Below are 14,283 nucleotides of genomic sequence, written 5' to 3'. Positions count from 1 at the left end.
AGCGTTGTGAGAACTTCGCGAGGGTTGCTTGCCGATCCGCCGTACGGTGTCGGTCGAAGAAGGACCTCGCAGGGGAGGGGAGTCTGTTGGCGGGAGTGACAGTGCTGTGGTGCGAGGTGCAGACACTGGCTGGACCTCATCGTGCTATCTGAAAAAGTTATGGCACTGCGGCATCAGGATGAACAAAATAAGTCGAGGTAACGTCCGGTTGGCGGCTTCCGATCGTCTGATCAGACCCCGATGAGGAGCGGGGACGCAATTGCCCCGCTATCGGTGGGCACGGTGACCCCAATGTCGCGGGCAATGCTGCCATTCCTGCGCTTGGGTGTGCAGCTGGAGTGATTTCAATGAATCGAAGGCGTGGATCGTCCCCGTTGCTGTTGCGGACTTTCCTTGCTGTGGTCGTGGTTGCCTCGAGCGTCGTGATCCCTTCGGCGGCCCAGGCGGAGCCGAGTCCTCAGCAGCCCGCGACGTCGTCCATCGACCTGCAAAACCCGCAACAGGGCGTCGCGGACCCGGTCGCGGCGATGCGACCGCTGCTCAGGGACTGCAAAGTCGGGCAGATCGATGTGAACACCGCGGCCCCGCGCGAGATCGAACGCGCGCTGCATCTGGCGGAGCCGGCGGGCGCGGCCGTGGTGAGCGGCCGACCTTGGCACCGGACGGTCGACCTGATCTCGGTTCCGGGCATCGGCCCGTCCAAGGAAACGTTACTGGTGGAGCGGGCGTGCGCGACACCGACCAAGTTGCCGCCGCCGACGCCTCTAGCATGCGTGACGGGCAGCGACGCGGTGGACTTGCAGTCCGCGTCGCTGGAGCAGATCGCGTCGCGCACCGGCCTCGGCCGGCCTGCGATCGAACGGCTGATCGCCGCGCGACCACTTCCGCAGAACCTGGAGCAGATCGTCGCTCCGCGAGTGCCCGGTGTGTCCCGACCAGCGGTGAAGCGGCTCGTGGACGACCGCGCCGTGTGCGTGACCCCCGCGCCGTTCCGCTTCTCCGGCACGAGTTGGCGCTGGGCATCTGGACGGCACGGCGCTGTGGTCTCCGCCGAGGACCCGAAGTACGCCCTCTTCGTGCCACCGGGGCGCGTGGCCGGGGACACCGGAGCATGGGCAACGGTGAAGCCCCTGCCGGGTGAGCTCGGTGTGTTGCCGAGCGCCGATTTCCACATCCACGGACCGTGGACTCCCGAAGTCGCGGTACGTGTGCCCGCGCCACCCCATTCCGAAGGCATCGACGATGTCGTTGTGGCGCACGACCGCGGCGACGGGGACATGTCGGCTTCCTTCAACCAGGGCACTGCGGAGTCGATGACGCCGGAGGGACGCGTGGTGACCGCGCCCGCGTCGTCCCTGAGCACCTTCACGACCTACCTTCCCGGCAGTTGCGGCGATCCGGGCCGCACCGGCCTCTTCGCCTGTTCCGATTCCGCCGCTCGCGATACCTCGGACCGCGCGCTGTCCGTGCAGTGGGCTACCGCCATGGCGCGCACATTGGCGCTCGCGGCCACCAACTGCGATGTGCGGAACGTGCGTGCGCGGACGGCCGGGTTCACGACGAGCGGGCTTGACTGCGTCGCGGACATGAACGGCGAGACAGGGGAGTGGACCTTCGAGAACAAGAGCAGCGTGCTGTTGTCGTCGGGCGTCGTCTTTCCGGCGGTCCCCAAGGGAGGCACGTTTGACCGCTCCGCCGTCCGCGGCGACCTGGGCGTGCTCAGCAATTGGCTCGCGGACAGCGCGATCGAGCAGGGTTTCCTGCCGCCGAACGGCAAACTGACCGTTCGCAAGGCGGTCGGCAGTGGCGACACCGTGCTGGACGCTGCCGCCGCGATCGGCTGGTCTTCCGGATGGGTGAGCGCTCAGCAGGTCGTCTCCGTCGTCGACGAGGCACTCGATCTTCTCCCGCTCGATGATCTCGACAGAGCCCGCAAGCTGTACGTGGCGTGTTCAGCGGAGCTGGGCCTGCTGGCCGGGGCCGACTTCGCCGGCGCGCTCCTCGAGTGCCTTTCGGAACCGCTCGTCGACCTTCTCGAACGGGCCGCGGAACGGTATGCGGGAGACGACCTGCGCAAGTCCAAGCTGGCGAGTGCTGCAAGGCTGGTCGCGAGGTTCCTGGGCAAGGCGTTCATCGCGGTCGACCTGGCCCTGTCCGCTGCTGGCGTTTGGCAGAGCCAGGGCCGGACTGTGCAGATGCGGACGTTGTCGCCGCCGCCTCCGCCGCCGGCAGCAGGACGTTTCGACGGCCCGTCCGGTGATCACACCTACATCGCCAGGATCAGCGACGGACGCACCTACCTCGTGGAAACGGTCAACGGTGGCCGACCGAGCAGGGCGATCCACATAGGTACCAACGGCCTGTTCAACTGTCTCGCGATGAGCCGGTACGTGGTGGACGACGTCCAGCCTTCGCAGGAAGGCGACAGGTTCGTGTTGATCCTTCCCGGCGGTACGACGCCGGTGATCGATCTGGAGCTGACGTGTGACCCGGCCGGTTCGGCTTGGTCGTACACCGGCGTGCGGCACGGTGGGAACGTGCTCGACAACGTCATCCTCAAAATGCCCGATTGGTTGGGCACCGGCTCGTGGTTCATCGACGGTGACGGCAAGATCTCGTCCATTGCGGACGGTGGCACGTACCTGTGCTTGGCCCGTGCGCACCCGGTGATCTATAACGTGCCGTTCGACCGCATCAGCGCGTGGCCTGACGTCGCGGACCACCCAGCCGCATGTTCATGAGCTGAGCGGAACGACCACTTGGGGCCGCCGAGTGCTCCTGCCCAACGGGCTCGACCGGTATCGAGAGACAGCCGGTCGAGCCCGTTAGACCGAACCTGTGGGCCGCTACGCCGCAGCGTGATCGAGGAACCGCCCAGTGCTAGCGTTTTCGCCGTACTACGGCGATAGCCGATGGAAGCTGGTCCAGCTTCGACCTAGCTTCATCGCTAACGCCCAAGAGGTAGCCAGCACCGTCCCTCCTGTTCGGCTGCATCGATCTTGGCGATGAGAGCATCCGACAACGTCATTCGTCCATCGAAGATGGTGATCAGGTCTTGGGCGTCAACCAGGATCAGGTTGTTGCGAGACCCGCGTGCCACGTTGGCGAGGTGATCAAGGGTGTTGTTGTCGAAGCCGGCCATGGCAACGAACAGGCCGCGCGTGCTGTCCAACTTGCCGTCGACGTTGAACTTGAACTTCGCGAGGTCGCCGAAGGTGGGCGGGTGCTTCTCCCACTTGGCCTCCACGAGGTAGGTGAACCCTCTGAAGTGGAACGAACCGTCGATCTGCTCGTGCTGCAGCCGATACGGGCGCCGGTACTCGATGTCGTACAAGGAGAACAGGTCGACGAGGAGCGTTTCCAGCGCGTAACCGCGCTGCTGTCGGTCCTGCTGGGTGCGCGGTTGTGCGCGTAGTAGGTCGAAGAACTTTCTCTCCAAGCCGCTGAGTCGTTCGAGTCGTTGTTGCTGTGCACGTTGTTGCTGATCTGCGCGTGATCGCCGTTGCTCCGCAGCAGCCTGCTCGGGGTCTACGAGAATGTGTTGGGTAGTTGCTTCCTCCTTGAGGGCGGCGAGGGCGGCACGCCCTTTTGCCTGGTCCGGGGCATCGGTGTGCGGTCGTCCCATGCGGCACAGCTCGTCAACGATCTTGCGTTGGATGACCGCGCCCGTCGGTCCCAACGCGTGGAGCTCGTTCAACACTGCTCGGGCGATCTTGGCTTTGCTGAAGTCGGCGTGGTTGTATCGCTCGTACATAGAAGCTGGCACGCCACAGCCGAGGTAGAGCGCCTCCAGGTCGCCGCGCCAGTGGAGTGCATCGCGACAGACGCAGACGATCGCCGCGCGAACTGTCTCCGGTACCTGCTGTTGGGCGCCGATGTTCAGCGACATGCGGAGTTTCCTCTGGTACGTGTGTCGCCTGTGCCTTGATCTGAAGGTTTGCTCTGAGAGGTGCCTGCAGTAGGAGACGGCGCGACCAGCCTGAGAGCTGGCCGGGAGTCGTCCATGCCGAGCAGCTGCCGAACGCGCCGCAAGGGCCACGCGAGCTCGTTGGCGAGCTCCTTGAGAGACAAACCGTGCTGCTCGGCGAGCTCGAAGGCACTGGGCAATAGCGTTGGGGTCTCACCGGGATAACCAGCGATCGTGTCGGGACGCATCAATCCTGCGCTGCGGAGTTGCTGAACACGCTGGTATGCGCGTCGCGCGGACACATCCGAGATCACTCCCAGCTCCTTGGACCTGCGTACCAAGGAAGCTGGGGACACACCCCACACTCGGCTCAGCTCTTCCAGCGCCGCCATACGGAACCGAGACGGCAGCTCTCGCTCGATCTCGGCCGCTGGTGTCAGCAGTTCGGCTGCGAACCTGCTTGCTTCTCGTTCCTGTTCCAGATCGCCCGGAACGATGTCTGCGTGGAGCATCAGGTGCCCCAGTTCGTGGGCCGCGGTGAAACGGTGGCGGTAGATGTCATTGGCTCGATCCGGAGTCAGGATCACCACGGGGCGTGGAAGGCGTGAGGTGCAGAAGGCATCTACGCGCGCGACATCATCGCCTGCGAACGACAAGACCGAGACGATGACGCCGCGAAGTTCCATCGTGCGGACGAGGTGTCGCAGCGGTCCTTTGTCGATTCCCCATTGCCGTCGAACTTCGCGAGCGACGGCCTCCGGTTCCGCGCCTACCGGAAGAGACGCCCCAGGAGGTGCGATCGGCAGATCAACAGGAGGAAGCTCGACCCGCTTCTCGAGAGCGAAGGTGAGCTCCCACAACTGCTCTACGAGGGCCGTGGCCTTCGCGCGCTCGCCGACGCGTGTTGTTCGAAGACTGCGGAAATGCGCCATCGAGGAGTCCAGCCGTGCGTAGGGTCGCCCGCCGGCGAAGAACGCAACCGGGAAGTCCAAGGTGCTGGACAACGTCTCGATGTGGTCAGGCCGAGGCCGTGTGATCCCGGCTTCGTACTGCCCGACCGCGGCGGGAGACACGCCGAGCTTGTCGGCCAGGTCCTGTTTGGTCATGCCTGCGAGAACCCGTGCCTGCGTAAGGCGCGCGGGTTCGAACAGGTCAGCCACCATGCCCGTTGAAGGGGCGTCGAACAGTGACGGCTGACGGGGATCCTTACTCATCAGTTGCCGTGTTGTGGGGCCTCACCGGCGGTTCGCTTGAGGGTGCGTCGTCCAGCGCAACGCGTGGGCGCAACAGTGGTGACGCTGGCTTGCCCGCATCGAATGCCAGGCGACCGTCGACTGTGGTCGCAGGACGCATAGGACCACGCCGGACCGGAACGAGCTCAAGGGATTCCCGGAACGCCCAGCTCAACAGCCCGTTCGCGCGAAGGGTGGCGAACCCGAAGTAGCTGCTCAACAGCGCTTCCGGATTGCTGGAGTAGGCGAGGACGCCCACTAGTTGCTCGGTCGCGAGTTTGGCGATCTGCTCGCTGTGCCTGTCGAGTTCTTGACGTTCCTGTTGGGAGAGCCGGTTGACCACCGAATCACCCAGCCCGGATTCGCCGAGGTCGAGTTCCAACGGAGTCTGAACGGTTGTGAACAGCGACTGCTTGCTGGCCGACACCGGTCGTCCGAAGGGAACCTGATCGATGTCGGTCGTCTTGTCCTTGGCGAAGCGCCACGGGATCAGCGGCACTGAGTTGATCACGGGAATACGGTAGCGGGCTCGTCTTGGGCGGTAGGCCCGCACGCCCGCAATACCGAAAAGTCCCTCGACTAGCGCGTTGGGCATGCCAAGCCAGATCAGGCCGTAGGGATCCGCGCTGGGCAGTCCTGTCGAAACCTGGAGGGTGGAGTACTGGCTGTGGGTCTCGGCGAGGACCCTGGGCAGACAATCCCGTACGTGCGGTCCCTCGGTGCCGAACATCCTGCGTGCCCAAGCGACGCCAGCGAGATCCTCCATGCGAGCCTCCTCGTGCTTCAGTGAAGCGCCAAGAGGCTAGCATACGACTTCAGAAAATCTCACAACATCGACAATGTGGACTATCGTCGCAGCTCAGCGTCATTTGGAGAGGGAACCTGTCTCAGTTGGGTCCCGCCGAGTACTTGCTGCCTGCCAAGCGCACTGCAACGAGAATCGGCGCCACCAAGCTTGCGGCCAGCTGTCGCCAGAGCCACGGATCGGCTCATGATCTTGACGGCTGTGACTGCCGACCAGCCTGCAAGCTGACCCTCGGTGGGGTGATCAATTAGTTTCCGTGCGCAGTTCGAGCTGCACTGATGACCTTCGGGCTGTAGACCGCTCGGTCAGTTGAGCAGCGTGGCGGCGTTTCGCAGACGTCCCCGGCATGGAAAAGATCGAGTGGTGCGGCATTTGCCAGGACATGACGGCTTGTGTGCCTGACGGCGACGTTTGGATCTGTGAGGGTTGTGGTCGCAGCGTGAGGCGTGCTCCACGCCGCCGCACGTCGGAGCAGAAGGGTAGTGCGCCCGAAGCGCTACTGTGGCCGCCCGACCTGCAATTTCGTGAAGTCTCGTGGTGCTCCGGGAACACGTCGGTGTGAAGATCCCTATCGGATGTCTGATGGGTGCTTCGCCAGCGGGGTGATCTCGATGTCCATGTACGGGAACAGCGGTAGTCGGAGGCGACAGCGCTCCACAGCAGTTCATTCCGCACCTGGTGGACCTCTTCAAACAACGCAGGTTCCCGATCGACCGGCTCATCTCCACCTACGCCTTCACCGACATCAACCGCGCCGTGGAAGACGCCGAGAAGGGCGCCGTTGCTCAAGTCGGCGCTGACCTTCGCCTGACCCGATCGGAGCCGGCCATGAACCTCCAGTACGACAAGCTCTGGATCGGCGGTCAATGGGTCGCGCCCAGCAGCACCCAGGTGATCACCCCGGTCGACCCGAGCACCAAGCAACGGATCGGCAGTGTCCCCGAAGCCGTGGAAGCGGACGTGGACGCCGCTGTCGCCGCGGCCTGTCGTGCCTTCGACAACCCCTATGGCTGGGCCGGCCTGGCGCCGGCACAGCGCGCGGAGGCGATGGAGCGACTCGCCGACGAGATCGACGCCCGGTCGGCCGGGTTCGTGGAACGGGTGAGCGCCCAGAACGGCAAGCCCGCCGCCGTCGCGGGGATGCTCGAGACCGGTCGACGATGTAGCCGGCGTCGCCGGCGATCCTCACGCTGTCGTCCCCGGCGCTCGCCACGACGCTGCCGCCGACCTCGGTGCCGTGCAGTTCGACGACATCGTGCCCCCCGCTGGTCGCGACGTTGCCGCCGAGGCGGGTGTTCGTGGAGACCGCGTTCTACGCGCTGATCGATCGACTCACTGTCCGAGATCGGCAGAACCTGTTGGCTGACGTGCGTCGCCTGGTCGGGTGGTGCACCGCGTCACGCCGATGATCAGGGGGTAGACCCACCGGGGAAGCCGGCATGGTTCGCTCGCGGTCCTCGGCCAGGCCCCACGCTCCGCAAGCCTCGAAATGTCGGTGCTGTCTGCTTTCCTGATCTCCAGGACCAGCGGTGACGAGCGTGGAGACGCTGCGGAGCAGATCATCCGCGGTCGGCCGACGTTTGGCGGCAAGCCGCTGACGAGTTCATGAGCGGCCTCGGTGCCGGTCACCTCGACGACCTGCTGGCGCGCCGGAGGCGGCCACGAGCCGCCGGGCACGACCCGGCCGCCGGCATCGTTGGGGGTGAGTCAGGGCGTGTACGGCCAGCGCCTGCTGCAATGTCGCGCACCAGGGCATGGACGCACGCGAGGGCGGTGTCGAAACACTTGGCTCGCTGCCGCAGACCGCGGCAGCGAGCGTGGTGCTTCCCGCCACTCAGTAAGCGTCGTTACATCCCTAACCGCGTTTGCGTAAGACGTGGAATGGGACGAGTTGGTCGACGAGGTACAGCTTGTCGCGGCGGCCGTCGGCGTAGCTGATCTCGTAGTTGACCACGCCGAGCCAGTCGCCCTCGATGCTGGGAAAGCGTCCGTGCAGTCGGCCTTGGACCTCGCCGGTCAGGTCGAGTCCGGTCGCGATGACGTGCCTTTCGGCGCCGGGTGGTCGGGCGAACAACTTGTCCAGCCGGACACCTACGCCCGTGAGAACGGGCCTTCGGCCGTGGATGTTGTCGCCTTCCCATGTCGTGAATGGACTGTTAAGGCCCATGGCTGCCCGCCGGGATCAAAGCTCGTTGGGTGCGGTGCAGGACGAGCTCGAAATACCGTTCCTCGGACAGTTCGGCGCTGTCGGGTGGCGGGGCGGTGGCGGTCAGGCGCCAGGAGTGGTCGGCGTTGTCGGTGGCGCAGGCCAGGCAGCTGATGTGAGCTTCACCGTCGTGCACGATCGGGCGGAACTGGGAGTAGCCGAGCGTGTGCCGGCCGAGTTTGCACCTCGCGGGCAAGATGGCGACCGACCGTCCGGTCGAGTCGTACCTGTGCGTGAGCTGGCCGTCCATTGGGGACGGTTTGAGAAGCTGCCGATCCATGACGCGAGAACCTATCACTGCAATCGCACATATGTTCGATTGGATGCGTGTGGCGTGTTCGGTGTCTGTCCAACCGGGTCAGTTGCCGAGCGCAGGGGAGGCGCCGGAGAGTGCGAGCGGATGCGGTTCGTTGGTGAGCGCGGCGAGTGCGGTGGCGACCTCTTCGATGGTGGCGCGCACGTAGGTGGTCGTGGTGCCGGCGTCGCTCTTGCCGACGTGTCCGGCGAACTCCCGCGCGACCGCGTAGCCGAAGTTGCGTTCTACCCACGTCAGGGTGGTGTGGCGGATCCAGTGAGTGCTCACTTGTTGGGTCGCGACCCAGGGCAGGTGTTTGCCGAGGCGTTGCCACAAGTAGTCGTAGCGGCGCCTCGTGATGGGGTCGCCGTTGCGGTAGCGCAGAAGTTGGTTGGTGCCGACGGCTCCGCGTTCGTCGCCGAGCTGTAGGAGGTGCTCCATCATCGACGGTGACACGGGCTGCCAGCGCAGGGTGTCACCTTTCTCGAAAAGTCTGACAAGGCATTGGTCGGGATCCAGGTCGCACCGTCGCAGCGCGAGCGCACCGCCACGACGTGCGGCGGTTTCGGTGTGGAAGCGGAGCAGGACGAGGTCGAGTTCGGGGTCGTTGCCGGTGGCTCCGGCGACTTCACTGATCTCGCGGAGTCGGTTTTCGGGAAGTGCGCGCCGGGTGCTGGCGAGGCGGCGTGGTTTGGAGACACGGCGTGCTGGGTTGTCGGTCTCGGACATGAGGCGGTCGGCGACCGCGTGCTGGTAGAGGCACCGTGTTGCGGCGATGAGGTGCTCTGCTGCGCTGCGCCCGCCACGGGAGTTCCGGCGGACGATCGCGTTCGCCTTGGTGAGCTCGGCGAGTTGCTTGATCTCGAGCGGTGTCGGTTCGTTGAGCGGCCGGTCGCCCCACTCGTTGACGATGCGGTTCCAGTACGGCTCGTACACGCGTGACGTTCCGGCGGGTACGGCCTTGGTGACGCGTTCGACGTAGTCGCGGATGTTCGGCATCGCCGCGGGTGCTGGTTCGTCGAGTAGTTGTTCGGGACGGACCCCGAGGCGGTTGAGCAGGAGTCGCACCGCCTCGAGGTCGATCCCGTTCACGTTCGTTCTCCGCGCAGATGCGCACCGAGCATTTGGTCGAGTGCCCCAGCTGTGCAGACGACCAAGAGGTCGTGGCCGTCGGACGTCGTGAGCAGGAGTCCGTCACCCGCGCGCAGGTGGCATCTGTGTCGGATTGCGGCTGGTAGTCGGACGTGACCCAGTTTGGTCACCTTGGCGGTACCGGTTGACCTGGTGAGCACGATGACCTGGTCGTCGAGTACGGCCGGTTTCAGCGAGGTGCCCGGCAACCAACCCAGAGCTCTGACCAACGACCGGTCGCCGAGGCGCCCTCGCTCGTCGATGGTGGTGAACGCGTAGCGCGATGAACTCCGTTCCACAGGTCCGGGGAGACGGGGTACCGGGAGGCTGACGATTCGGGGTGACCGAGTGACGCGGCTGGCGGAGTTGCTCGAGAGGCTTTCGGCCAGCGCTTCGACGAGGTTCATGAAGCATGCCCTCGTTCCGGTGCGTGCGCGGCAGCGTGGAAGTCGTCCAGCAACATCGCGACCGCGGAAGCAGCTTGGAGCGGGACAACACCGTTGCCGAGGATGCGCAGCTGGTCGACGCGGGGGAGTGGCAGGTCGGTGACCCAGCCCGGTGGAAGGCCCATGAGGTGCTCGACGAAGGCTGGGGCGAGCACAGGACCGCCGTGTTTACCGGGCGTGGTCGGGTGCGGTGTGGATCGGCCCGTGACGCCTTCCCAACCAGCTATGGCTGAGGAGTAATTGCGCCACCGCGGGTGCGTTCTCCGCGTCGGGAGGATGCGCGTGTGGGACGAGCAGGTGACTGAGTCGACCTGCGCTTGCGCCCGTGGGTTGTTGGCCGGCCTGCTGCAAACGTCGCGCTGACGACGTCGTGCAGACTCACCTGGCGACCGAGGGCACGGCGCCGGGTGGGATCTGCGGGACCGCGGTTGTCGCCGTCGCGGGCTTGAGGTGTTGGCAGCAGCGGGCCAGGCGAGCAGGAACACGCGTTCTCGACGGTGTGGTGCGCCGATGTCGGAGGCGCGAACGCTGCGCCAGACCGTGTCGTACCCTGCCTCGGCCAGGTCGCCGAGAACGCGGTGGAGTCCGCCGTTCCTCCACCGCAGGGCGGCGACGTTCTCCACGACGACGAGTTGTGGTCGTAGTGCGCGAATGCCTCGGACGGCGTCGATCCACACCCCACTTCGCGTTCCTTCCGTGATGCCCTTGCGTTGTCCGGCGGCGGAGATTTCTTGGCAAGGGAAGCCGATGGTGAGGACGTCGACTGGATCGACGGTGGTCCAGTCGACGAGGCGAAGGTCGCCGAGGTTCGGCACGCCGGGCATGCGCGCGGCGAGGACCAGTTGCACCGCGGGGTCGATGTCGGCGCACCAGGCGATGTGTCCGCCACCGAACGCGGCGAGCACACCTAGGTCCAAGCCTCCGTACCCGGTGCACAGCGATCCCATGACGGGTCCCGGGCTCGATCGGACGGCGATGTCGGGTCGCGCCGTCATGCCGCACGGACTTCGGTTGCGGCTTCGTGAGCAGGACGCAGTGGTGTGCGAAAGACGAGCACGTCCTCGTGTGCGATGAGATGGAGGGGGAGTCCTGCCTCGCGTTGCTTGCGGAGGAAGTCGCGTTGGAAGAAGGAGCCTCGGGCGACGAAGTCGTGCTCGGCGACGCGGGCCAGGAGAGCGACGCAGCGTTCGACCGGGATGAGGCCGGCGTTGCGTCCACAGGTGAGGATCTGCGAGGGCAGGTCGATGAGCTCGGCGTGCTCGCGCCACGGGCGCACGGTGATGGCGATGTGTCCTCCGGGGCGCATGAACTCGGCGGCTGCGGCGAGGATGCGGGTGAAGCCGGCGAGCAGCCGGTGGTGTCCGATGTTGGCGAGGTTGCCGCGGTCGAGCGTGCTGCCGTACTGGTGGAAGTACTTCTGGATGCCTTCGCCGGGGGCGACGGCGACGCGGCCGTGCGTCGACGGTCCGTACGGCGGTGAGGTCACGACGAGCGAGACCTGACCGCGTAAGTCTGGCGGCAGCAATGTGGTCAGCTGGCGGGCGTCGCCGTGGATGACGTGAGCGTCGTGTTCGACGCCGTGCTCGGTTGCGAGGGCGAGGTTGTTGTTCGCGACGGTGACCCAGTGCGGTTCGTACTCGATGCCCGCGGCGCGCCGTCCGAGGTGGACGGCTTCGACGAGCGTGGTGCCGATGCCGCACATCGGGTCGAGCACGAGGTCGTCCGGTTCGGTGTAGTGCGCGATGGCGTACCGCACGACGTCGGGCAGCATCTTCGCGGGATGGGCGATCGATTCGCGGGTGTAACGGTTCTTGCGCTGGGTCGTCGGTGAGGCCTGTGCGGTTGCCCACACCGAGACCGGCAGGTCGTTGCTCATCGGATGACTCCCGTCTCGGCGGCTGCACGGGCTGGGGTGAGCGGTCGAGCGAGATGGTCGTGCGGTTGCGCGAACACCAGCACGTCCGAGTGGATGCGCAGGTGTGGCGACGGAAGCCCGCGTACCGCGGCGCGGTGCTGCGCGCGGCCGAGTTCCTCTGCTTCGCGGTCGTTCAGTTCGACTTGGAACCGGCCGTCACGGATCGGGGCGTGCAGTGCGACGACGTGTTGCAGGTAGAGCAGATCGGCGAACTGGGCTCTGGTGACGAGTTGGCCGGTGTGGTCGGTGAGTTCACCGGTCGTCGTGTAGTTGTGGGTCAGCGCGACGAAGATGCCCCCGAGGCGGAGCAGCCGTGCTGCGGTGAGCACGGCTTCATCCGCGAGTTCCGCGGTGGTCTGGTTTGGCGACGCGCTGGTGACCACGAGGTCGGCGAACCCGGATGCGTTCCAGTCCACTTCGGAGCCGCAACTCGCGCGGCGGCCGAGGTTGTTCGCGGCGTCGACCGCGTCCGAAGTGGAGCTCGGGTTCGTCGGCCAGGGCAGGACGACCACTCGATCGCGAGTACGGCTGAACGCGCTGACCACCTTGACGACGAGCTGCGTCGGCCACGTCTCGTCGAGTGCTATCGGTGTGGATCCACAGGACCAAACCGTTGCCGGGGTGGAAGAGGTCGTGCGTGAAGGTGACGGCTTCGCGGGTCGGGCAGGGCTGACCCTGCTGACGTTGGGCGCGGTCGGGTAGGGCCTGCGGTTGGCGTCTGCTCGTGCACTGCGCGGTGGCCGTGCACCAGGCCGGCGTGCCGACCCTTCGGTGTTGTGAGAATCGCCGAGACGCGTCACGGGTCCTCCAGTTCGGGGCTGTTGCCTGATCGGAAGTCTTTGTGCTGGACACCCCTGAACTCCGAATGAGGATCCTGTTGGGGACGTACAAATTTCCTGCGTCTTCCGAGCACCGTTTCCGCCGCTGACCGATGAGGTACCGATGAGGTACCGGAACGTAAAACCGCAGGTAGGCGAAGTGTGGAAGTGCTGCCGACGATCAGGTGGTACCGGCTTCCAGGACCGAGCTGAATGGGGCCGGTAAGAGTCCGGTCATCGCTCGGACAGAGTTTGGTGATGGTCGACATGGCGTCCTGACGGAGTTCAATTCCCGCTGCGTCAGGAGTCGCAATGCTCCCCAAGGATTGCCCCGGCATCACAGCCGATTCAATGCCGCTCGACGTCGTGCGCTCTGCCTTCGCATGGCTCGTCACCGGCCCTCACCCGGTCTCGCTGGACGGGCGCCTGTTCGACGGCTTTCCCCGCCGTCGCGTCCGCGTGGACGAGGTCCGCGACCTCCTGCTGCTTCGCAGCTGTCCGCAGAGCGTTCGAGACGCCGTCTGGGCCTACCTGGTTCAGCTCGCCCGCGAGGAAGGTTCGACGTGGACGGTCGCCTGCGCCGGCATCGCGCTGCCCGCACTTCTCAACATCGCGTCGAAGCTGACGGCTCGCTTCGCCGACGACCCGAGCGACATCCACAGCTCAGTGCTCACCGGGTTTGTCGCCGAGCTCGCCACGATCGACCTCGGTCGCCCGCGCGTCATGGTGCGGTTGCGCTGGGCCGCGTATCGCGCCGGACATGCAGCGCTTCGTGACGCTCTCGACGCGCCGGTCCCGTCGAGCAACCCGTTGACCGCGGCCTCGCCGCTCGCGCCCTGTGGACATCCGGACTTCGTTCTCGCTCGTGCGGTCGAAGACGGCGCGATCTCGTCCGCCGAGGCGGAGCTGATCGGATCGACGAGGTTGGAGAAGGCACCGCTCGCCGTGGTCGCCCACCAGCGCGGCGCGAGTTACGAAGCCACCAAGAAGGCGCGCCAGCGAGCCGAACGACGTCTGGCCCTCTACCTGCGCGGCGGCGATGAAGCGGTGTCCCCGAACACCTCTGGATCCGGAGTTCAGGGGTGCGAGAGGCGGCTCTTCGCCTCGACTCACACCAGTCCGCCCGACGTGCCAGCGCCGCCGTCGAGCACAACTCCGGAGGTGCCGCGATGCGCTTGATCCGACCTTTCCGCACCAGCAGCCGTGCCGTCCTGCTCACCGTCGTCGCCTTGCTCATCACCGCCTCAACCGCATCCGCTCAACCGGTGCACGTCGTCGCGCTCGCGTCCACGTTGGACGAAGTACTGAACAACATCCGCAACTGGATCATCGGCATCGCCGCCGCCATCGCCACCGTGTGCTTCTCGATCGGGGGACTGAGGCTCCTCATCAACGGGTCGGAGCCCGGCGAGGTCGACAAAGCGAAGGCCGCGTTCAAGGCCGGCGGGGTCGGCTTCGCCATCGCGATGCTCGCACCGCTGCTGGTAGCAATCCTCAAGACGTTGGTCGGAGACCGGTGATGAACTCC

At 65.8% G+C, this 14,283-nt stretch carries 14 protein-coding genes; 4 read left to right on the top strand and 10 right to left on the bottom strand.

Annotated features, from left to right (window positions below):
* Positions 1–398 precede the first annotated feature (398 nt).
* Positions 399–2,741, top strand: coding sequence for a hypothetical protein (locus BMY74_RS40730; RefSeq protein ID WP_089926719.1), 2,343 nt, complete (start codon positions 399–401; stop codon positions 2,739–2,741).
* Positions 2,742–2,947: 206 nt separating this feature from the next.
* Here BMY74_RS40730 and BMY74_RS40725 read toward each other — a convergent pair whose 3' ends face one another.
* The 4 genes from BMY74_RS40725 to BMY74_RS47080 form a co-directional block, all read right to left on the bottom strand.
* On the bottom strand, positions 2,948–3,889 hold the full coding sequence (locus BMY74_RS40725; RefSeq protein WP_089926716.1) for a hypothetical protein: 942 nt from the start codon (positions 3,887–3,889) through the stop codon (positions 2,948–2,950).
* The gene (locus BMY74_RS40720; protein WP_177230178.1) at positions 3,880–5,121 is read right to left on the bottom strand and encodes an XRE family transcriptional regulator; all 1,242 of its coding nucleotides are present in this window, start codon (positions 5,119–5,121) and stop codon (positions 3,880–3,882) included. Before BMY74_RS40720 ends, BMY74_RS40725 begins: the two co-directional genes overlap by 10 nt.
* Positions 5,114–5,905, bottom strand: coding sequence for a hypothetical protein (locus BMY74_RS40715; RefSeq protein ID WP_089926713.1), 792 nt, complete (start codon positions 5,903–5,905; stop codon positions 5,114–5,116). Before BMY74_RS40715 ends, BMY74_RS40720 begins: the two co-directional genes overlap by 8 nt.
* 607 nt (positions 5,906–6,512) lie before the next feature.
* On the bottom strand, positions 6,513–6,602 hold the full coding sequence (locus tag BMY74_RS47080; RefSeq protein ID WP_089926710.1) for a muconolactone Delta-isomerase family protein: 90 nt from the start codon (positions 6,600–6,602) through the stop codon (positions 6,513–6,515).
* Positions 6,603–6,622: 20 nt separating this feature from the next.
* On the opposite strand from BMY74_RS47080, the gene BMY74_RS40705 reads away from it, so the two are divergent.
* Positions 6,623–7,267, top strand: coding sequence for an aldehyde dehydrogenase family protein (locus tag BMY74_RS40705; protein ID WP_245786671.1), 645 nt, complete (start codon positions 6,623–6,625; stop codon positions 7,265–7,267).
* A 532-nt stretch (positions 7,268–7,799) separates the two neighbouring features.
* On the opposite strand, the gene BMY74_RS40700 is transcribed toward BMY74_RS40705, so the two are convergent.
* The 6 genes from BMY74_RS40700 to BMY74_RS40675 form a co-directional block, all read right to left on the bottom strand.
* Complete coding sequence (locus BMY74_RS40700; RefSeq protein ID WP_245786670.1) at positions 7,800–8,018, bottom strand: hypothetical protein; 219 nt, start codon at positions 8,016–8,018, stop codon at positions 7,800–7,802.
* A gap of 82 nt (positions 8,019–8,100) precedes the next feature.
* The gene (locus BMY74_RS40695) at positions 8,101–8,430 is read right to left on the bottom strand and encodes a hypothetical protein (RefSeq protein ID WP_143091921.1); all 330 of its coding nucleotides are present in this window, start codon (positions 8,428–8,430) and stop codon (positions 8,101–8,103) included.
* A 78-nt stretch (positions 8,431–8,508) separates the two neighbouring features.
* Positions 8,509–9,381, bottom strand: coding sequence for a tyrosine-type recombinase/integrase (locus BMY74_RS40690; protein WP_245786669.1), 873 nt, complete (start codon positions 9,379–9,381; stop codon positions 8,509–8,511).
* Positions 9,382–9,979: 598 nt separating this feature from the next.
* Positions 9,980–11,017: a DNA cytosine methyltransferase gene (locus tag BMY74_RS40685; RefSeq protein ID WP_089926701.1), complete on the bottom strand. Its 1,038-nt coding sequence runs from the start codon at positions 11,015–11,017 to the stop codon at positions 9,980–9,982.
* Positions 11,014–11,898, bottom strand: a complete 885-nt coding sequence (locus BMY74_RS40680) for a TRM11 family SAM-dependent methyltransferase (RefSeq protein WP_089926698.1) — start codon at positions 11,896–11,898, stop codon at positions 11,014–11,016. Before BMY74_RS40680 ends, BMY74_RS40685 begins: the two co-directional genes overlap by 4 nt.
* Positions 11,895–12,353 (bottom strand): hypothetical protein, encoded by a 459-nt coding sequence (locus BMY74_RS40675; protein WP_245786667.1) that lies wholly within the window; start codon positions 12,351–12,353, stop codon positions 11,895–11,897. Before BMY74_RS40675 ends, BMY74_RS40680 begins: the two co-directional genes overlap by 4 nt.
* 714 nt (positions 12,354–13,067) lie before the next feature.
* Between BMY74_RS40675 and BMY74_RS40670 the strand changes: the two genes are divergently transcribed.
* Together BMY74_RS40670 and BMY74_RS40665 are read left to right on the top strand one after the other, a co-directional pair.
* Positions 13,068–13,934, top strand: coding sequence for a hypothetical protein (locus tag BMY74_RS40670; protein WP_245786666.1), 867 nt, complete (start codon positions 13,068–13,070; stop codon positions 13,932–13,934).
* Positions 13,925–14,275: a pilin gene (locus tag BMY74_RS40665; protein WP_089926695.1), complete on the top strand. Its 351-nt coding sequence runs from the start codon at positions 13,925–13,927 to the stop codon at positions 14,273–14,275. The genes BMY74_RS40670 and BMY74_RS40665 overlap by 10 nt, the downstream gene beginning before the upstream one ends.
* Positions 14,276–14,283: the final 8 nt, after the last annotated feature.

The sequence above is a fragment of the Lentzea albida genome (genome assembly GCF_900111005.1).
Lineage (GTDB): Bacteria > Actinomycetota > Actinomycetes > Mycobacteriales > Pseudonocardiaceae > Lentzea > Lentzea albida.
This window is presented reverse-complemented; position numbering and strand designations above follow the sequence as displayed.